The organism is Geodermatophilus sp. CPCC 206100, assembly GCF_048569675.1.
Classification (GTDB): Bacteria; Actinomycetota; Actinomycetes; order Mycobacteriales; family Geodermatophilaceae; genus Geodermatophilus.
This window is the reverse complement of sequence record NZ_JAQISV010000039.1, coordinates 31586-49939: the sequence shown is the minus strand read 5'-3', so window position 1 is coordinate 49939 and position 18354 is coordinate 31586. Positions and strand designations below refer to the sequence as shown.

The following is an 18354-nucleotide window of genomic DNA, read 5'->3' as shown; positions in this document are numbered from 1 at the left end:
GTCGCCGGCGACGACCAGCGTGCGCGCCGGGCCGGCCGGGAGCTCCGCGACCGGCGGCGGCCCGCCGGTCCCGCTGGTCCACGGCGCGCCGCCGGGGCGGCCGGCCCACGGCTCGGGGAGCTCGGCGGGGGCGGCGTCGTCGGGGAGCAGCGGCTCGCGGAAGGGCAGGTTGAGGTGCACCGGCCCGGGGTCGCCGGAGAGCACGCCGCGGGCTCCGAGCAGCGCCTTGGCCACGAGCGAGCGCCAGTAGCGGTTCTGCGCCGCCTCCCGCCCGGGCTCGGGGACCCCCACGTCGACCGCGGCCCGCACCGCACCGCCGTAGAGGCCCGGCTGGTGGATGGTCTGGTTGGCGCCGGTGTCGCGCAGCTCCGGCGGGCGGTCGGCGGTGAGCGCGAGCAGCGGCACCCCGGCGGCGTCGGCCTCGAGCACGGCGGCGTGCAGGTGGGCGGTCGCCGTCCCCGAGGTGGTGAGCACCGGCACCGGGCGGCCGGACGCCCTCGCCAGGCCGAGGGCGAGGAAGGACGCCGTCCGCTCGTCGATGCGCACGTGCAGGGTCAGCCGGCCGGCCCGCTCGGCCTCGAACAGGGCCAGCGCGACCGGTGCGGACCGGGAGCCGGGCGCGAGGACGGCGTCGGTGACGCCGCCGCGGACCAGCTCGTCGACGAGCACCCGCGCGCACGCGGTGGACGGGTTCACGCGGCGGTCACGGCCGCGAGCCGGGCCCGCCAGCGGGCCTCGGTGGCGGGGTCGGCCGCGGCGTCTCCGAGGCGGTCGGGCGCCACCCGGAGGACCGGCAGTGCGCCGTCCACCGGCAACAGCGGGGTGCTGGTGACGTCGCCGCGGAACAGCGCGACGGTGGCCAGCCCGCAGGCGAACGGCAGCTCCGGCAGGGCGGCGGCCAGCGCCAGGCCGGCGGCGATGCCGACCGAGGACTCCAGCGCCGAGGAGACGACGCAGGGCAGGCCGTGCGCCTCGGCGACCCGCAGCGCGGCCCGCACGCCGCCCAGCGGCTGCACCTTGAGGACGACGACGTCGCAGGCCTCGCGCAGGTCCACCCGCAGCGGATCGGCAGAGCGGCGCACGGCCTCGTCCGCGGCGATCCGGACGTCGACCCGTCGGCGCAGCGCGGCGAGCTCGTCGAGGCCGGCGCAGGGCTGCTCGACGTACTCGAGGCCGACGCGGTCCAGCTCGCGGACGCGGGCCACCGCGGTGTCGACGTCCCACGCGGCGTTGGCGTCCACCCGGATCGCGCCGTCCGGGCCGAGGGCGTCGCGCACCGCCTCGACCCGGGCCAGGTCGTCGGCGGGGGTCTGCCCGGGCTCGGCGACCTTGACCTTCGCGGTGCGGCAGCCGGAGGCCGCGACCAGCGCGTGCGCGCGGTCGGCCCCGACCGCGGGCACGGTGACGTTGACCGGCACGGTGGCCCGCAGGGGCGGCGGCCAGCCCGCCACGGCCGACTCGACCGCCGCGGCCCACCAGCGGCGGCTCTCGGCGACGTCGTAGTCCCAGAACGGGGAGAACTCGCCCCAGCCGGCCGGGCCGCGCACCAGCACGCCGTCCCGGACGTCGAGGCCGCGGAACCGGGTGCGCATCGGCACCGACCAGACGCGGACGGCGTCGATCCCCGCCGCGTCCGCCACGGGAGCAGCCTAATCCGGCCCTCCGGCAGGGCCCCGCCGCCAGGCTGGGAGTCCAGAGCGGCAGGAGGGTCCCTACCCTGGGATCTCGTGGCCCGGCACCTGACCCTCGTGCCCGCGCCCGCCGACCCGCTCGCGCTGGTCCCCCACCTGCGCGCGGCCCTCGACGGCACCGTCCCGCTCGCCGTGGTCCCGGCCGGACCGCCGGCCGCGGCCGAGGCGGCCCGGGCGCTGCTGCGCCCGCAGGAGCCACTGGAGCCCGGCGCCGACCTCGTCGTGGTCACCTCCGGCTCGACCGGCGCCGGCCGGGGCGTGCTGCTCCCCGCTGCGGCGGTGCGCGCCTCCGGCGAGGCCACGCTGCGCCGGCTGGGCGGGCCGGGGGCGTGGCTGCTGGCCGTGCCGGTGTCGGCGGTCGCCGGGCTGCAGGTGCTGTGCCGGTCGGTGCTGGCCGGCACCGAGCCGACCGTGCTGATCCGGGGCGAGCCGCTGGCCGCCGCGGTCGGCCGCATGCCGGCCGGCCGGCGCTACGCCTCGCTCGTGCCGACCCAGCTGCGCCGGTACCTGGACGCCGAGCCGGACGCGCTGCGCGCCCTCGACGCGGTGCTGGTCGGCGGCGCCGCGACCGACCCCGCGCTGCTGGCGCGGGCCCGCGGGGCGGGCGTCGGCGTCGTGACCACCTACGGCATGACGGAGACCGCCGGCGGGTGCGTCTACGACGGGGAGCCGCTGGACGGCGTGCGGGTCCGGGTGACCGGCGACGGGGTCCAGCTGGCCGGGCCGGTCCTCGCGCTCGGCTACCGGCTGGACCCCGAGGGCACCGCGGCCGCGTTCGACGGCGGCTGGTTCCGGACCCGCGACGCCGGCTCGCTCGACGCGACCGGCCGGCTCACCGTGCACGGCCGGCTGGACGACGTCGTGGTGACCGGCGGCGTCAACGTCGCGCCGCAGGCGGTGGAGGGCGTGCTGCGCGAGCACCCGGACGTCGCCGACGCGGTCGTGTTCGGCCGGCCCGACGCCGAGTGGGGGCAGCGGGTGGTGGCCGCCGTCGTCCCCGCGCCCGGCGCCGAGCCCGAGCTCGCCGCGCTGCGCCCGTGGGTCGCCGAGCGGCTGGGCGCCCCCGCCGCGCCGCGCGAGCTGCACCGCATCCCCGCCGTCCCCACGCTGCACACCGGCAAGCCCGACCGCCGGGGCGTGGCCGCGACCCTCCAGGAGGCATGACCATGGCCACCCCCGCCCAGTGGCTGGCCGGCGCCCGGCCCCGCACGCTGCCCGCCGCGGTGGCACCGGTGCTCGTCGGCACCGGGGCGGCCGCGGCGCTCGACGGCTTCCGCCCGGTCCCGGCGCTGCTCGCGCTGGTCGTGGCGCTCGCGCTGCAGGTGGCGGTCAACTACGCCAACGACCACTCCGACGGCAAGCGCGGCACCGACACCGTGCGCGTCGGGCCGATGCGGCTGGTCGGCTCGGGCGCGGCCACCGCTCGGCAGGTGCTGGTCGCGGCGGTGCTGGCCTTCGCCGTCGCCGGGGTGGCCGGGCTCGCGCTGGCGGCCCTGTCGAGCTGGTGGCTGGTGGCCGTGGGCGCGGTCTGCATCCTCGCGGCCTGGACCTACACCGGCGGTCCCCTGCCCTACGGCTACCGGGCGCTGGGCGAGGTGTTCGTCTTCGTGTTCTTCGGCCTGGTCGCCGTGGTCGGGACGGCGTTCGCGCAGACCCGGTCGGTCGACGGGCTGGCCGTGGCGGCGTCGGTGCCGATCGGCCTGCTCATCGTGGCCCTGCTGGTGGTGAACAACCTGCGCGACCTCGACGGGGACGCCGCCGTGGGCAAGCGCACGCTGGCCGTGGTGATGGGCGACCGCAGCACCCGCGTCGCGTTCGCGGCACTGTTCGTCGTCGCGTTCGCCGTCGTCGCGGCGATCGGGGTGGTGCGGCCGGCGGTGCTCGTCGCGCTGCTCGCCGTCCCGCTGGCGGTGCCTCCCGCGCGCACGGTGCTGACCGGCGGGTGTGGCCCCGCACTCATCGGCGCGCTGCAGGGCACCGGGGTCCTGACGCTGGTCACCGGCGTCCTGCTCGGCGCCGGCCTCGCACTGAGCGGCTGAGGCCCTACCCTCCCGGCATGACCTCCGCGGAGGGTGTCGGCCGGCACCTGGCGCTGCTCTGCCTGGAACGGGACGGCCGCCTGACCGGGACCCGGTGGGCCGGGCCGGCCGTGCGGGCGGGGCTGCTCGCCGACCTGGCGCTGGCCGGCCGGCTCACCGAGACCGAGGACGCCGTCACCGTCGACGTGGTGCCGTCCGGGGACCCGCTGGCCGACGCCGTCGCCCGCGAGCTGGTCGGCCCGCCGGACCGGTCGCTGGACCAGGTCGTCCAGGAGGGCCGGCCGGACCTCGCCGAGGTGGCGCGCGCGCTGGTCGCCGAGGGCGTCTGGGAGCCGCTGCGGCCGCACTGGTGGCGACGCGGCGACCGGTACCGCCCCGCGGACCCGGCGCTGTCGCGCGCGGCGGTCTCGGCGGCGCTCGATGAGGCCGGCCCGGGGTCGGCGCCGTCGCTGGCCGCGGCCGCGGTCATCGCCGGCGTGGCCGGGCTGCGGGGCGGGCGGTTCGACGACATCCGGGAGGACCTGCTGACCGCCAGCGGGGACGCCGCCTGGGTGGTCGGGGCGGCCGCTGCGGCGATCGAGGCGGCGCGCGCCTGGTACGGGTCGGTCGGCCGGATGACCATCGCCGACCTGAACATCCCCGGCTGAGAGAGGACCCTGCAGGGGTCCTCCCTCAGGCGGTCTCGTCGCCGCTGAGGCGGGCGTTCAGCCGTTCCTTGGCCTGCCGGCGGGCGAGGCTGCGGGCGGCCAGCCCCTCGGTCAGCCGCTCCCGTGAGGGCCGCAGCAGCAGGTAGGACACCGGCATCGACAGGAGCAGGCCGAACAGCGCCCCGGACCAGAAGTCCAGGCCGAGCCACCACAGCAGCAGCACCAGCGCCGCCGCGATGGCGAAGCGGCCCACGGTGTACACGAGCAACCACGGCGCGATGCGCGGCGGCGCCGCGGGTCCCCCGGTCGGCGCGCCGGGCACCGTCGGTTCAGCCTCCTCGGCCATGGCGGCCCTCCCACTTCGTGCTCAGGACGACGGTCGTCCTGGTCCGGGCGACGCCCCGGATCCTGTTCAACGCGCTGATGGCCGCCTCCAGTGCCGGGATGTCGGTCACGCGCACCTTCAGCACGTAGCCCTCGCTGCCGGCCACCCGCCAGCAGTCCTCCACCTCCGGCATGACCCGCAGCGCCTCCTCGAGGCCCGTGTCGTCCACCGAGTCGCTCTCGATCACGCTGACCAGGGCGGTGACGTCGAGCCCCACGGACGGCGGGTCGATGATCGCCTCGTAGCCGAGGATGACCCCCGCGGCCTCGAGCTTGCCGACCCGCTCGTGCACCGCGGGCGAGGAGAGCCCGACCTGCCGGGCCAGCTCGGCGTAGCTCGCCCGCCCGTTGGCCCGCAGCAGGTCGATCAGTCGCCGGTCGACGGCGTCGATGGCGCTCTCCCCTCGCGGGCCGGTGGACTGCCGCCGTCGAGTATCGCCGCGGACGTACTGTGGAGTGCATCCGGGCCCGACCGGCTCGACGGCGAGGGGGTGGACGGCCATGGCCTTCCTGGTGGTGCTGGTGGTGGCGATCGCGGTGGTCGTCCTGGTGATGCGCGCGGCCTCGGCGGCCGGCGGTCCCGGAGCGGGGAGGGGGCGCGCGCCGCAGCGTCCGCGGCCCCGGCCGCAGCGCGACGTCCGGCCCGTCGCGCCCGACGACGACCCGGAGTTCCTGCGCGAGCTGGAGCGCCGCGCCCGGCGCGACGACGGCTCCCCCGCCTGAGGCCTCGTTCCCGGGCCCGCCGCGACCTCGCGAGCGGTCCGACGGCCCCACTGCAGGGTCCCGCCACGAGCCTGCGAGTGGCGGGGGGCAGTGGGGTCCTTCGTCAGGCCGCCCGTGCGCCGAACAGCCGGCGCCAGCCGCGCGGTCGGGCCGGCACCGCGGTCGCGCCCGGCGTCTGCTGACGGGCGGGCTCCGGCATGCCGCCCGGCCAGCCGGTGCTGCCGCCCGAGGGCGGCTCGACGTCCGGCGCCGGCCACCCGACGTTGCCCTGGGTGCTCTCGGCACGCAGGTCCCCGTGCCGCCCGGACGGCACGTCCACCGGCCGACGGGCGAGCGCTGCGGCCACGACCGGGTCCACAGAGGCGCCGTCGGCGGCGGAGTGCCTACCCACGGAGAACCCCCCGGTTCTGTTGCATGCGCGCATGGAAGCACGCGGCGGTGGGCCGCGTCACGCTGCCGCGCACCGGGACGACGCGCGTGTCACCCGGAGGGAGGGTGCACGCGGCACACCAGACCCAGGCGGATCAGTTGACCCCGGCGTAGCTGTGCAGGCCGGTGGACACCATGTTCACGTACAGCAGGTTGAACACCATGACGACCAGGCCGATGACGTTGACCCACGCCGCGGGGCGGCCGCGCCAGCCGGCCGTCGTCCGGGCGTGCAGGTAACCGGCGTAGACGACCCAGGCGATGAAGGCCCAGGTCTCCTTGGGGTCCCAGCCCCAGAACCGGCCCCAGGCGCTCTCGGCCCAGATCGCGCCCGCGATGACGGCGAAGGTCCAGATCGGGAAGCCGAACACGGCGGTGCGGTGGGCGACCCGGTCCAGCGTGACCGCGGCGGGCAGCCGGGAGAGCACCGAGGTGCCGGCGTCGCCGCCGCGGGCCTCGTGCCGCACCTCGAGCAGGTACAGCACGCTGGCGATGCCGCTGACGAAGAAGATGCCGAAGCCGAGGATCGCGCTGGAGACGTGCACGGCCAGCCAGCTCGAGCGCAGGGCCGCGACCAGCGGCCCGGTCTCGGTGTAGAGGAACAGCCCGATCGCGACCAGGGAGATCACCACGGGGGCGAGCACGAACGCGCCGATGGTGCGGACCTGCGGCGTCCGCACGGCCAGGACGAGGTAGGCCACCACACCGACGAGGACGACGGCGGTGGCGAACTCGTACATGTTGCCCCAGGGCAGCCGGTCGGCGGCCATCCCACGGGTCACCAGGACGGCGGCGTGCACCAGCGCACCGAGGGCGGTGACGGCGAGACCGACCAGCCCCCAGCGCGCGGACGTCGGCTCGGCCGGGGTGGGCGCCGGGCGGTCCGCGGGGGCGCCGGCGGCGACGAGCTCCCGGGCGGCCGGACGGCGGCCGAAGGCCAGCTGCGCGGAGAACGCGACCACGGCCACCGAGTACAGCGCGACGGCGATCGAGAACAGGGTGTCCGACAGGTCGGCCAGCGACTGGTCAACGGTCACGCGGGGGGACCTCCGGTTCCGGTGCGGGCCCGCCCGGGAGCGGGGCGGGGAGTGCGGGAGCGCGGGCGTCCAGCGCCGTCCGCAGGTGGCCGGTCAGCTCGGCGAACCGGGTGGCGCTCTCTCCGCCGCCCCGGGTCAGCGAGCCGACGGTGAGCACGGTACCGCCGCCGTCGGCGGCCGGTCCGACGCGGGCGAAGAACCGCTCGCGGCGCAGGAGCAGCAGCGCGAGCAGGCCCAGCAGCAGGCTGATCGCGGCCGCCAGCACCCAGGCCTGCCCGGGGTCGTGGGAGAACTGCAGCGCGGCGAACTGCGCGTAGCCGTCGAGGGTGATGGCCGTGCCGTCGTCGAGGGTCAGGGTCTCCCCGACGGCGAGGTTGGCGCGGCCGGCCTCGGTGAGCCGTCCCCGCTCGATCTGGCTCTGGTCCAGCGAGTACACCGACTGCGGCAGCCCGGAGTCCAGGCCCAGGTAGCCGCGGTAGGCGATGATCGCGACCTGCGGGCTGAGCGGCCGCGGGTCGATCGAGGTGAGGATGCCGCCCTGCAGCACGCCGGTCGGCGCGAAGAAGCCCTCGATGGCCAGCTGGTCCTCGACGCCGGCGCCGAGGTCGGGCAGCTTGAGCGCGCCCTCGCTGGCCATGGTCGTCTGGTCGGCCGGCAGGAACGGCGCCGAGACGCCTTCGAAGGTGCGCCCGTCGGGGAGGGTGACGGTGAAGCGCGGGCTGTAGCCGTGACCGGTGACGTAGACCCGGTCGCCGTCGATGCGCAGCGGGTCGTTGACGCCGATCGTCGTCGGCCGGCCCTCCTCGCCGGGTGCGCCGTGGCGGATGTCGGCGGTGAACGAGGCGGCGGTCAGGTCCTCCTCGTACTCGGCGCGGAAGTCCTCGAGGTCGACGCACAGCGGCGTGAGGTCACTGCCCTCGACCAGCGGCCCGGCGGAGTAGGTGTCGTACTGCTGGAAGGAGTTGCAGAAGCCCTGTCCCTCGGTGACCAGGATGCTGCCCTCGTACCCCCAGAGCTTGCCGCCGGCCAGGCCGAGCAGCAGCGCCACCAGGGAGAGGTGGAACAGCAGGTTGCCGGTCTCCTTCCAGGCGCCCTTCTCCGCGGAGAGCTCGGCGCCGGCCCCGCCGGACCCGGCGGCCTCGGCACCGCCGGAGCGCCGCACCACCTTGTACCGGCGGACCCGCAGCTCCTCCTCGACCACGTCGAGGGTGGCGGCGCCGTCCAGCGGGGAGGGCAGCTCGGCGGAGTCGGGCAGCCGCAGCAACCGGCGCGGCGCCGGCGGGGGTGCGGCGCGCAGCGCGCGGGCGTGCTCGACCAGCCGCGGGACGACGCAGCCGATGAGCGAGACGAACAGCAGCAGGTAGACCGCCGCGAACCACGGCGAGCTGAAGACGTCGAACAGGTAGAGCCGGTCGAGGACCGGCGCGAGCGTCGGGTGGTCGGCGAAGTACTGCGTGACGTTGCTCTGGTTGAGCGACCGCTGCGGCAGCAGCGAGCCCGGGATCGCGGCCAGCGCCAGCAGGAGCAGCAGGACGATCGCCGTGCGCATGGCGGTGAGCCGGCGCCACCAGCGCAGCCACACGTCCAGCGCCCGCCGGCCGGCGGTGGGGCCGGCAGGGGGCTGCGGGGCCGCGGCCGGCCGCGGTGGGGCGGTGGTCGTCACGACAGCTCCCCGCTGGCGCTCGTCGCAGCCGCGCCGAGTCGTGCTGTGCCCATCGGTGACCTCGCGAGCTCGGTCACAGGGCCGACTCCCCGAACCCCGTCGCCGCCAGCCACGACCGCAGCCAGCCCATCATCTCGGTCCACGCGCCGGTGACCAGCAGGACGCCGACGACGACCAGCAGCGCCCCGCCGGCGCGGGTGACGGTGCGGGCGTGCCGGCGCAGCACCGACGTCGCCCCGAGGGCCCACCGCGCGCCGAGGGCGACCAGCACGAACGGCACGCCGAGGCCGAGGCAGTAGGCGACGCCGAGGAGCGCGCCGCGGCCGGCGGTCGCCTCGACGTAGGCCAGGGAGTTGACCGCGGCCAGCGTCGGCCCGAGGCACGGCGTCCACCCGAGGCCGAAGACGACGCCCAGCAGCGGCGCCCCGGCCAGCCCGGCGACGGGGCGGGTGGACAGGCGGGCGGTCCGCTGCAGGACGGGCAGCCAGCCGAGGAAGGCCAGGCCCATGACGATCGTGACGACCCCGAACACGCGGGTGAGGACGTCGGCGTGCTGCAGGAGCAGCCGGCCCAGCCCGCCGAACGCGGCCCCGAAGGCGACGAAGACGACGGTGAAGCCGAGGACGAACAGCAGCGCGCCGAGCACCATCCGCCCGCGCGGGGAGCGCTCGTCGACGTCCGTGCGCACCTGCGTCGCGGTCCCGCCGCCGCCGGCGGGCACCGCGGCCCGGGAACGGGCACCGGTGCCGGCGAGGCCGGTGACGTAGGACAGGTAGCCGGGCACCAGCGGCAGGACGCAGGGCGAGGCGAAGCTGACCAGCCCGACCAGCGCGGCCACCGCGGCGGCGACCAGCAGCGGGCCGTCGGTGACGAGGGCGCTGAACGTCTCCCCCATCAGCCCTCCTCCGCCAGCAGCCGGTCGAGCACCGCGCGCAGGTCCTCCTGCGCCACCTCACCGGTGTACACGGCGGCGACGCGGCCGTCCCGGTCCAGCACGATCGTGGACGGGATCGCGTTGGCCGGGTAGTCCCGGAAGGCCAGCGCGACCTCGCCGCGCGGGTCGTAGAGCGAGGGGAACTCGATGCCCTCGCTGTCGACGAAGGCCTGGGCGAACTGCTCGCTGGTCTCCTTGACGTTCAGCCCGAGGAAGGCCACGCCCCGGTCCCGGACGTCGGCGTAGACCTCCTGGAACTGCGGCGTCTCCACCCGGCAGGGCGGGCACCACGAGCCCCAGAAGTTGAGGACGGCGACCTCGCCGGCCAGCTCGGCGGAGTCGAACCCGCCCCCGCCCAGCAGGGTGCCGGAGAAGTCGGGTGCCGCGGCGCGCTCCGGCTCCGGGATGACCTCCCCGTCGGGGGTGCCGGCCACGAAGCGGAACTCGCCGCCGTTGTTGACGTCGACGGCACCCGACCCGGTGGAGCAGCCGGCGAGGAGCAGCGCCCCGGCCACGGCCGCACCGGCGGAGCGTCGTCGGCGGGTGGACCTCATGCCCCGGGGACCGCGTCGGGGTCGGTGGCGCCGGCGGGCTCGGCGTAGGTCAGGCTCACGAAGCGGTCGCCCTCGTAGGTCAGCGAGGTGACGCTGGCCAGCCCGCACTGCCGGCGGCGCGGGTCGTGCACGTAGCGGCGTCCCTCCAGGTGCAGTCGCACCGTCCAGATGGGCAGCTGGTGGCTGACGCAGACCGCCGCGGACCCGCGCGCGGCGTCCCGGGCGGCCTCGACCGCGGCCAGCATCCGGGCGGCGATCTCGACGTAGGGCTCGCCCCACGACGGTCGCAGCGGGTTGCGCAGCTTCCACCAGTGCTGCGGCATGCGCAGGGCGCCGTCGCCGACGCCGACCCGCAGCCCCTCGAAGAGGTTGCTGGCCTCGATCAGCCGGTCGTCGATCGCGACCGGCAGGGACAGCGCCTCGGCGATCGGTGCGGCGGTCTGCTGCGCCCGCTCGAGGGGGCTGGAGACCAGGTGCGTGATGGGCGGGTGGGGGGAGGCCCCGTCCGCGAACCAGCGCGCGGCCGTGCGGGCCATCCCCTCGCCGGCCTCGGACAGCCGGTAGCCCGGCAGCCGGCCGTAGAGCACCTTGTCCGGGTTGAAGACCTCCCCGTGCCGCAGGAGGTGGACGACGGTCCGCTCGGTCATCAGGTGCTCGCCTCCGCCGGGTCCTCGGCCGGCGGGGCCGCGGCCGGTTCGACCGCGGCGGCGGCGCGGGCGGCCGCCGGCAGCGCGTCGAGCACCCGCTCGACGGCGGCGTCGTCCAGCGCGGCGCTGACGAACCACGACTCGAACGCCGAGGGCGGCAGGTACACCCCGCGGGCGAGCATGGCGTGGAAGAAGGCGGTGTAGCGGGCGGCGTCCTGCGACCGGGCGTCGTCGTAGTCGCGCACCTGCCGCCCGTCGGGCACGAAGAACACCGAGAACATCGAGCCGGCCTGCTGCACGCGGTGCGGCACCCCGGCGGAGAACAGGGCCGCGCTGGCCGCCCCGCGCAGGATCCCGGCCACCTGGTCGCAGCGGGCGTAGACCTCGTCGGTGCAGGCGCGCAGCGTCGCCAGGCCGGCGGCGACGGCGACCGGGTTCCCCGACAGCGTGCCCGCCTGGTACACCGGCCCGGCCGGGGCCAGGTGGTCCATGAGGTCGGCGCGGCCGCCGAACGCAGCGGCGGGCAGGCCACCGCCCATGACCTTCCCGAAGGTGAACAGGTCGGCGTCGACCGGGTCCACGCCGTACCAGCCCGAGCGGGAGACGCGGAAGCCGGTCATGACCTCGTCGAGGACGAGCAGCGCGCCGTGCTGGGCGGTGATCCGCCGCAGCTCGGCGTTGAACCCGTCCAGCGGCGGGACGACGCCCATGTTGCCGACCGCGGCCTCGCTGATGACCGCGGCGATCTGCGCGCCGCGCTCGGCGAAGACGGCCTCCACCGCGGCCACGTCGTTGTAGGGCAGGACGACGGTGTCGGCGGCCGCCCCGGTGGTGACGCCCGGGGTGTCGGGCAGGCCGAGGGTGGCCACGCCGGAGCCGGCCGAGGCCAGCAGCGCGTCGACGTGCCCGTGGTAGCAGCCGGCGAACTTCACCAGCAGCGGCCGGCCGGTGACGCCGCGGGCCAGGCGGACCGCCGAGAGCACCGCCTCGGTGCCGGAGTTGACCAGCCGCACCCGCTGCACCGGGGGCATCCGGTCGATGATCTCCTCCGCCAGCTCCAGCTCGCCCTCGGTGGGGGCGCCGAAGGTCAGGCCCCGGCGGGCCGCGGCGGTGACCGCCTCGACGACCGCGGGGTGGGCGTGCCCGAGGATCAGCGGCCCCCAGGAGGCCACCAGGTCCACGTAGCGGCGTCCGTCGGCGTCGGTGAGGTACGGGCCCGACCCGGAGACCATGAAGCGGGGGGTGCCGCCGACGGCCTGGAAGGCGCGCACCGGGCTGTTCACCCCGCCCGGGGTGACCCGCCGGCCGCGGGCGTACAGGTCGGCCGACGTCGGGGCCTCGTAGGCGTACGGGGGGCTGTCCAGCGAGGTCACGAGCCCAGTGTCCCCTTCCTCCCTGTGGTGCCGTCCTCGGGGACGGCGTCGAGCAGTGCGGTGGTCAGCGCGGCCGGGTCGCGGGTGGGGACGAGCACGGTGCGGCCGTCGGTCAGCCGCAGCGGCAGCCCGGCCCGGCCGCGCGGCACGGACGAGCCGCCGCCGAGCACGGGCGCGCCGGCGTCCACCCCGGCCCGCCCCGCCGAGACGGCGTGCAGGTGCCCGGCGTCCACGTCGGCCAGCGGCACCCGCTCCCGGCCGACGGTGAGCCCGGCGTCGGCGCCCTCGGCGTCGACCCGGAGCGTCCAGGCCCGGCGGGCCATCAGCGTGTGGCCGAGGACGCCACCGAGCCCGCACCCGGCCAGCGTGAAGAGGAGGGCCGGGACCCGCTGCCCGGGCAGCAGCAGCTCTCCGGCGACGAGGAGCCCGAAGACGCCGGCGGCCAGCCAGAACGGCCGCCAGGAACCCCCGGGCTCGACGTAGCGGCTCATCGGAGCCAGCGCGCGGCCTCCACCGCCCAGTACGTGAGGACCGTGCCGGCCCCGGCCCGCCGGATGGCGGTCAGCGTCTCCAGGACGGCCCGTTGCCGGTCCACCCAGCCGTGGGCCGCGGCCGCCTCGACCATCGCGTACTCGCCGCTGACCTGGTACGCGCTGACCGGGACGTCGACGGCGTCGGCGACCCGGGCGACGATGTCCAGGTAGGGCAGCGCGGGCTTGACCATGACGGCGTCGGCGCCCTCGGCGAGGTCCTGCGCGACCTCGCGCAGCGCCTCGTCGGCGTTCGGCGGGTCCATCTGGTAGCTCGAGCGGTCGCCGAACTGCGGCGCTCCCTCGGCGGCCTCGCGGAACGGGCCGTAGAAGCCCGAGGCGTACTTGGCCGCGTAGGCGAGGATCGGCACCTCAGTGAAGGCGGCGGAGTCCAGGCCGGCGCGGATGGCGGCGACCTGGCCGTCCATCATCCCGCTGGGGGCCACCAGGTGGGCGCCGGCCTGGGCCTGGGCGACCGCGACGGCGGCGTAGCGGTCCAGCGTCGGGTCGTTGTCGACGACGCCGGCCGGGGTCACGACGCCGCAGTGCCCGTGGTCGGTGTACTCGCACAGGCACAGGTCGGCCATGAGCACCAGCTCGTCGCCCAGGTCGGCGCGCAGCTGCTGCAGCGCGACGTTGACGATCCCGTCGGCGGCGTCGGCCTGCGAGCCGACCGGGTCCTTGTCCGACGGGATGCCGAACAGCACGAGCCCGGAGATGCCGGCCTCGGCCGCCTCGTGCGCGGCCTTGCGCAGCGAGTCCAGCGTGTGCTGGACGACGCCGGGCATCGAGCTGATCGGCTGCGGCTCGGCGATGTCCTGCTTGACGAAGACCGGCAGCACGAAGTCGGCGGGGGCCAGCCGCGTCTGGGCGGTCAGCCGCCGCAGCGCGGGCGTCGACCGCAGCCGGCGCCCGCGCGCGAAGCCCTCGCTCACTTCGCCTCCTCGCTGGCGCTCGTCGGCCGCGTTCGCGGCACTGCTGCGTCCCTGGGTGAGCTCGCGAGCTCGCTCACTTGCCCTCGCCCTCCTCCTCGGCGCGGCGGGCCGCGGCGAACTCGGCGAGCGCGTCGACCAGCGGGCCCACCGCGGCGGTCTCCGGCTGGACGTCGACCCGCAGGCCGAACTCCTGGGCACTGGCCGCGGTCTGCGGGCCGATCACCGCGACGACGGTCTTCGCGTGCGGCTTGCCGGCGATGCCGACCAGGTTGCGCACGGTGCTCGACGAGGTGAAGCACACCGCGTCGAAGCCGCCGCCCTTGATCGCCTCGCGGACAGCGGCGGCCGGCGGAGCGGCGCGGACGGTCCGGTAGGCGGTGACGTCGTCGATCTCCCAGCCACGCTCGACCAGGCCGGCGGCGAGGGTCTCGGTGGCGATGTCGGCGCGCGGCAGGAGCACCCGGTTGATCGGGTCGAGCACGTCGTCGTACTCGGGGAAGTCGGCCAGCAGGCCCTCGCTGGACTGCTGCCCGGTGGGCACCAGCTCCGGCGCGATGCCGAACGCCTGCACCGCGGCGGCGGTCTGCTCGCCCACGCAGGCGACCTTGACCCCGGCGAAGGCGCGGGCGTCGAGGCCCAGCTCGGCGAACTTCTCGCGCACGGCCTTCACCGCGTTCACCGAGGTGAACACGATCCAGCCGTAGCGGCCGGTGACCAGGCCCTTGATGGCGCGGTCCATCTGGGCGGGGCTGCGCGGCGGCTCGACGGCGATCGTCGGCACCTCGACCGGCACGGCGCCGTAGCCCCGCAGCCGGTCGCTCATGTCGCCGGCCTGGTCCTTGGTGCGCGGCACCAGCACCCGCCAACCGAACAGCGGCCGACTCTCCCACCAGGAGAGCTTGGCGCGCTTGTCGACGGCCGAGCCGACGGTGGCCACGACGGGGCCGGTGACGGCGTCCAGCCCGGCGGTCTTCTCCGCGACGGCGGCCAGCTTGGCGGTCACGCTCTTCTGCCCGGTACCCGAGCCACCGGTGGTCACGACCACCGGCGTGCTGCCGGACAGGCCACCCTCGACCAGCCGCGCGGCGGCGTCGGGCAGCTCCTCGGCGTTCGCCGAGAGCACCAGCGGCGCGCCGAGGCCGGACGCCGCACCGGCGAGGGCGGCGAGGTCGACGTCCCCGCCGCGCAGGTCGGCGGTGACCGAGGTGCCGCCGAGGGCGACACCGGCGAAGGCCGGGACGGCGGTGGCCGGGGCGACACCGGGGACGACGTCGAAGCCGACCGAGGTGCGGCCGACGGCCAGCACCTCCTTGACCACGCCGTCGGAGGTGAACGGGTCGCCGGCGACCAGCCGGACGACCGTGGCACCGCCCTTGGCCGCGGCGACGGCGGCCTTGGCCACCTCCGCCGGCTCGCCGGTGACCGGGGTCAGCTCGAGCTCGGGCCGCTGGTCGCGGACGGCGTCGGCGACGGCCGCCGAGACGTCGGGGTCGACGTGGACGACGTCGGCCTCGGCCAGCGCCGCGGTCGCCCGGGCGGTGAGCATGCCCGGGTCGCCCGGGCCGGCGCCGACGAAGACGACCTTGCCGGCCGTCCCGTTCTGCTTGCGGAAGCGCGTCATCGCGTGCTCCTGTTCTGAGCCCTGGGGGCCTGGGTGTGCGGGGGTCGGTGGGACCGGGGCCTGCTGCCCGGTCCAGGAGGGCACGTCATCGGGCGGCCGCCATGAGCTCGGCCGCGCCGCGGTCGAGCAGGTCCACGGCGAGCGCGCGGCCGAGCCGCTCGGCGTCGTCGGGGGGGCCGGTGACCGAGCCACGGACGCCGTCGCTGCCGTCGAGCGCGGTCACCGAGGCGCGGAGGAACAGCTCGCGGCCGTCGTCGCCCTCGGCCAGCTCCGCGTAGGCGGCGACCGGCGCGCTGCAGCCGGCCTCGAGCGCGGCCAGCGTGGTGCGTTCGGCGACCACGCAGGCCCGGGTGGCGGCGTCGTCGAGGGCGGCGAGCAGCTCCCGGGTGCGGACGTCGTCGGCGCGGCACTCCACGGCCAGCGCGCCCTGCGCGGGAGCGGGCAGCACCTGCAGCGGGTCGAGGGTCTCGGTCACGGCGTCCAGCTGGCCGAGCCGGCTGAGCCCGGCCCGGGCCAGCACGACGGCGTCGAGGTCGCCCGGCACCACCCGCGCCATCCGGGTGTCGACGTTGCCGCGGATCGGCACGACCTCCAGGCCCAGGCCGAGGGCCCGCAGCTGGGCGACCCGCCGGGGTGCGCCGGTGCCGATCCGCGCGCCGGTGGGCAGCTCCCCGAGGGTGAGCCCGTCGCGGGCGACCAGCGCGTCGCGGGGGTCCTCCCGGGGCGGCACGGCGGCGATGGTCAGGCCGGGCTCCGGCAGGGTCGGCAGGTCCTTGTAACTGTGGACGGCGACGTCGACGGTGCCCTCGAGCAGCGCCTGGCGGATCGCCGCCACGAAGACGCCGGTGCCGCCGAGCTGGGCGATCGCGGCCGCGGAGCGGTCCCCCTCGGTGCTGATGGGCACCAGCTCGACGGGGACGCCGCTGGCGTCGGTGATGGCGTCGGCGACGGTGCGCGACTGGGTGGTCGCCAGCTGGCTGGCGCGGGTGCCGAGCCGCAGGGTCGAGGTGGTCGTCGTCACGCCTGGCTCCCGAGCTCGTCGGGGTCGACGGTGACCGCCTCGGCCAGGTTCGACCGCTCGGCGACGACGGGGGCGTCGATGCCCAGGCCGAACAGCGCGCGCAGGGCGTCGGCGTAGTCGACCCCGCCCGGGGCGCTGGCCAGCTCCTTCACCCGCACCGTCGGCTCGTGCAGCAGCTTGTCCACGACCCGCCGCACCGTGCGGGCGACCTCGTTGCGGGCGCGCGCGTCGAGGTCGGGCACGCGGGTCGACAGCCGCAGCAGCTCGGCGTCCACGACCTCGGCGGCCTGGCTGCGCAGCGCGGAGACGGTCGGGGCGACCGCGGCGGCCTGTCGCTCGGCGCGGAGCAGCGCCGTCTCGGCCTCGATGAGGGCGTGCGCCGCGGCGATGTCGTCGGCGGCGACCGGACCGGCCGGGTGCTCCCCGGCCGCGGTCCGCTCACCCTGCAGCAGCGCCAGGTCGACCACGTGCACGCCGGGCAGCGCCGCCACGCCGGGGTCGACGTCCCGGGGCAGGGCCAGGTCGATCACGACCAGGGGGCGGCCGTCGCGGCCGGCCACGGCGCGGGTGACCACCTCGGTGCCCACCACGATGCCGCGCGCGCCGGTGCAGGTCACCAGCACCTCGGCGGCCGCGAGTTCCTCGGGCAGCCGGACGAGGTCGGCGGCGCGGCCCTCCACCGACGTGGCCAGGCGCTGCGCGTGCGCCGGCGTCCGGCTGCTGACGGTGACCGCGGCGCCGCGGCGGGCCAGCGTCGTGGCCGCCAGCGCGCCCATCGAGCCGGCGCCGACGACGAGCACCGGGCGGCCGGACAGCGGGCCGATGCGGTCCTCGGCGTGGTCGAGGGAGACCGACACCAGCGAGGCACCGGCCCGGTCGATGCCGGTCTCGGTGTGCACCCGCTTGCCCACCCGCAGCGCGCGCTGGGCGACCGGGTGCAGCCCGCGCCCGACGGTGCCCTGCTCGCGGGCCAGGGCGTAGGCGGCGCGCAGCTGGCCCAGCACCTGGGTCTCGCCGACGACCATCGAGTCCAGCCCGGCGGCCACGGTGAACAGGTGGGTGACGGCCTGGTCCTCGTAGTGGACGGTGACGTAGGGCGAGAGCTCCTCCACCGTCGCGCCGGCCTGGCGGGCCAGCACCCGGCTGACCTCCGTCACGCCGCCGTGGAACCGGTCGACCTCGGCGAAGACCTCGACCCGGTTGCAGGTGGCCAGCACGATGGCCTCGGTCACGTGGTCGGTGCCGACCAGCTCGTGCAGGGCCTTGACGGTGTCGTCATGGCCCATGGCGAACTGCTCGAGCAGGGCCACGGGCGCGGTCTGGTGGCTCACACCGACGGCCAGGAGGGTCATGCGAGCACCTCCACGGACTCGGCGCCGCCGCGCTGCTGGCCCAGGAAGGCGAGGACCTGCAGCTCCACGGAGAGGTCCACCTGGCGGACGTCGACGTCCGCGGGCGCCGTGAGCGCCACGGGTGCGAAGTTCAAGATGCTCCTCACCCCGGCCGCGGTCAGCCGGTCGCAGACCGACTGGGCGACCTCGGCCGGTGTCGCGATGACCCCGATCGTGGCCGCCGTCGTGGCGACCACCTCGTCGAGCTCGTCCATGGGGCGCACCGGCTGCCCGCCGATCCGCTGCCCCACCCGGGCGGGCGCGGCGTCGAACAGGCCGACGAAGCGGAAGCCGCGGCTGCCGAACCCGGCGTAGTCGGCCAGCGCGGTGCCGAGGTTGCCGATCCCGACCAGCACGCAGGCGCGGGACCGCTCGACGCCGAGGACCCGGGCGATGCGGTCGCGCAGGGTGCCCACGTCGTAGCCGACCCCGCGCACGCCGCAGGGGCCGAGGTGGGAGAGGTCCTTGCGCAGGCCGGCGGGGTTGACGCCCGCGGCGGCGGCGAGCTCACCGGAGGAGACGTTGCTGCGGCCGCCGTCGGCGAGGCCGGTGAGCACCCGGAGGTACACGGCCAGGCGGGCGACGGTGGCCTCCGGGATCCGGGGCCGGGGCTGCGACACGGGCTCTACTCCACAGCGGTCGCGCCCGTACGTCCGGCGGGTGCCGGCGAGGGTCGGACGACATCGGGAACCCGGGCGGGTGACCGCCCGGCGTCAGCCACGGTAACCGCTTGTG

At 76.8% G+C, this 18354-nt stretch carries 21 protein-coding genes; 4 read left to right on the top strand and 17 right to left on the bottom strand.

Going from position 1 to position 18354, the window contains the following annotated elements; genetic code table 11:
* Together PGN05_RS17935 and PGN05_RS17930 are read right to left on the bottom strand one after the other, a co-directional pair.
* Positions 1-696, bottom strand: a 696-nt coding sequence (locus tag PGN05_RS17935) for a thiamine pyrophosphate-binding protein (RefSeq protein ID WP_419753922.1), incomplete at its 3' end; no start/stop codon positions are given.
* Entirely contained in the window at positions 693-1640 is a 948-nt protein-coding gene (locus PGN05_RS17930) for an o-succinylbenzoate synthase (RefSeq protein ID WP_419753921.1), read from the bottom strand. The genes PGN05_RS17930 and PGN05_RS17935, both read right to left, overlap by 4 nt.
* An 87-nt stretch (positions 1641-1727) precedes the next feature.
* Between PGN05_RS17930 and menE the strand changes: the two genes are divergently transcribed.
* The 3 genes from menE to PGN05_RS17915 are packed head-to-tail and all read left to right on the top strand — an operon-like array spanning position 1728 to position 4377.
* Positions 1728-2855, top strand: coding sequence for an o-succinylbenzoate--CoA ligase (gene menE / locus PGN05_RS17925; RefSeq protein WP_419753920.1), 1128 nt, complete (start codon positions 1728-1730; stop codon positions 2853-2855).
* Positions 2852-3730 (top strand): 1,4-dihydroxy-2-naphthoate polyprenyltransferase, encoded by an 879-nt coding sequence (locus tag PGN05_RS17920; RefSeq protein ID WP_419753919.1) that lies wholly within the window; start codon positions 2852-2854, stop codon positions 3728-3730. Before menE ends, PGN05_RS17920 begins: the two co-directional genes overlap by 4 nt.
* A gap of 17 nt (positions 3731-3747) precedes the next feature.
* The gene (locus tag PGN05_RS17915) at positions 3748-4377 is read left to right on the top strand and encodes a GPP34 family phosphoprotein (RefSeq protein ID WP_419753918.1); all 630 of its coding nucleotides are present in this window, start codon (positions 3748-3750) and stop codon (positions 4375-4377) included.
* 25 nt (positions 4378-4402) lie between these two features.
* Here PGN05_RS17915 and PGN05_RS17910 read toward each other — a convergent pair whose 3' ends face one another.
* The gene (locus PGN05_RS17910) at positions 4403-4723 is read right to left on the bottom strand and encodes a DUF4229 domain-containing protein (RefSeq protein WP_419753917.1); all 321 of its coding nucleotides are present in this window, start codon (positions 4721-4723) and stop codon (positions 4403-4405) included.
* On the bottom strand, positions 4707-5264 hold the full coding sequence (locus PGN05_RS17905; RefSeq protein ID WP_419753916.1) for an Lrp/AsnC family transcriptional regulator: 558 nt from the start codon (positions 5262-5264) through the stop codon (positions 4707-4709). The genes PGN05_RS17910 and PGN05_RS17905 overlap by 17 nt, the downstream gene beginning before the upstream one ends.
* Here PGN05_RS17905 and PGN05_RS17900 point away from each other — a divergent pair.
* A complete protein-coding gene (locus PGN05_RS17900) occupies positions 5263-5484 on the top strand; it encodes a hypothetical protein (RefSeq protein WP_419753915.1) in 222 nt (73 codons plus the stop codon). The two genes, PGN05_RS17905 and PGN05_RS17900, sit on opposite strands and share 2 nt — an antisense overlap.
* Before the next feature lie 103 nt (positions 5485-5587).
* On the opposite strand, the gene PGN05_RS17895 is transcribed toward PGN05_RS17900, so the two are convergent.
* The 13 genes from PGN05_RS17895 to PGN05_RS17835 all read right to left on the bottom strand — a co-directional run bounded on the left by PGN05_RS17895 (position 5588) and on the right by PGN05_RS17835 (position 18239).
* Positions 5588-5830, bottom strand: a complete 243-nt coding sequence (locus PGN05_RS17895) for a hypothetical protein (protein ID WP_419753914.1) — start codon at positions 5828-5830, stop codon at positions 5588-5590.
* A gap of 178 nt (positions 5831-6008) precedes the next feature.
* Complete coding sequence (gene ccsB / locus PGN05_RS17890; protein ID WP_419753913.1) at positions 6009-6950, bottom strand: c-type cytochrome biogenesis protein CcsB; 942 nt, start codon at positions 6948-6950, stop codon at positions 6009-6011.
* Complete coding sequence (gene resB, locus PGN05_RS17885) at positions 6940-8613, bottom strand: cytochrome c biogenesis protein ResB (protein ID WP_419753912.1); 1674 nt, start codon at positions 8611-8613, stop codon at positions 6940-6942. Before resB ends, ccsB begins: the two co-directional genes overlap by 11 nt.
* Positions 8614-8686: 73 nt before the next feature.
* Positions 8687-9508: a cytochrome c biogenesis CcdA family protein gene (locus PGN05_RS17880; protein WP_419753911.1), complete on the bottom strand. Its 822-nt coding sequence runs from the start codon at positions 9506-9508 to the stop codon at positions 8687-8689.
* Positions 9508-10101, bottom strand: coding sequence for a TlpA family protein disulfide reductase (locus tag PGN05_RS17875; RefSeq protein ID WP_419753910.1), 594 nt, complete (start codon positions 10099-10101; stop codon positions 9508-9510). Before PGN05_RS17875 ends, PGN05_RS17880 begins: the two co-directional genes overlap by 1 nt.
* On the bottom strand, positions 10098-10748 hold the full coding sequence (locus PGN05_RS17870; protein WP_419753909.1) for a histidine phosphatase family protein: 651 nt from the start codon (positions 10746-10748) through the stop codon (positions 10098-10100). Before PGN05_RS17870 ends, PGN05_RS17875 begins: the two co-directional genes overlap by 4 nt.
* Positions 10748-12121 (bottom strand): glutamate-1-semialdehyde 2,1-aminomutase, encoded by a 1374-nt coding sequence (gene hemL, locus PGN05_RS17865; protein ID WP_419753908.1) that lies wholly within the window; start codon positions 12119-12121, stop codon positions 10748-10750. The genes PGN05_RS17870 and hemL overlap by 1 nt, the downstream gene beginning before the upstream one ends.
* On the bottom strand, positions 12118-12612 hold the full coding sequence (locus PGN05_RS17860; RefSeq protein ID WP_419753907.1) for a hypothetical protein: 495 nt from the start codon (positions 12610-12612) through the stop codon (positions 12118-12120). The genes hemL and PGN05_RS17860 overlap by 4 nt, the downstream gene beginning before the upstream one ends.
* Positions 12609-13586, bottom strand: coding sequence for a porphobilinogen synthase (gene hemB, locus PGN05_RS17855; protein ID WP_419753906.1), 978 nt, complete (start codon positions 13584-13586; stop codon positions 12609-12611). The genes PGN05_RS17860 and hemB overlap by 4 nt, the downstream gene beginning before the upstream one ends.
* 73 nt (positions 13587-13659) lie before the next feature.
* Entirely contained in the window at positions 13660-15207 is a 1548-nt protein-coding gene (locus PGN05_RS17850; RefSeq protein ID WP_419753905.1) for a uroporphyrinogen-III synthase, read from the bottom strand.
* Between the two features lie 85 nt (positions 15208-15292).
* Positions 15293-16228, bottom strand: a complete 936-nt coding sequence (gene hemC, locus PGN05_RS17845; RefSeq protein ID WP_419753904.1) for a hydroxymethylbilane synthase — start codon at positions 16226-16228, stop codon at positions 15293-15295.
* Complete coding sequence (locus PGN05_RS17840; RefSeq protein ID WP_419753903.1) at positions 16225-17580, bottom strand: glutamyl-tRNA reductase; 1356 nt, start codon at positions 17578-17580, stop codon at positions 16225-16227. The genes hemC and PGN05_RS17840 overlap by 4 nt, the downstream gene beginning before the upstream one ends.
* The gene (locus tag PGN05_RS17835) at positions 17577-18239 is read right to left on the bottom strand and encodes a redox-sensing transcriptional repressor Rex (RefSeq protein WP_419753902.1); all 663 of its coding nucleotides are present in this window, start codon (positions 18237-18239) and stop codon (positions 17577-17579) included. The genes PGN05_RS17840 and PGN05_RS17835 overlap by 4 nt, the downstream gene beginning before the upstream one ends.
* Between the last annotated feature and the right edge of the window lie 115 nt (positions 18240-18354).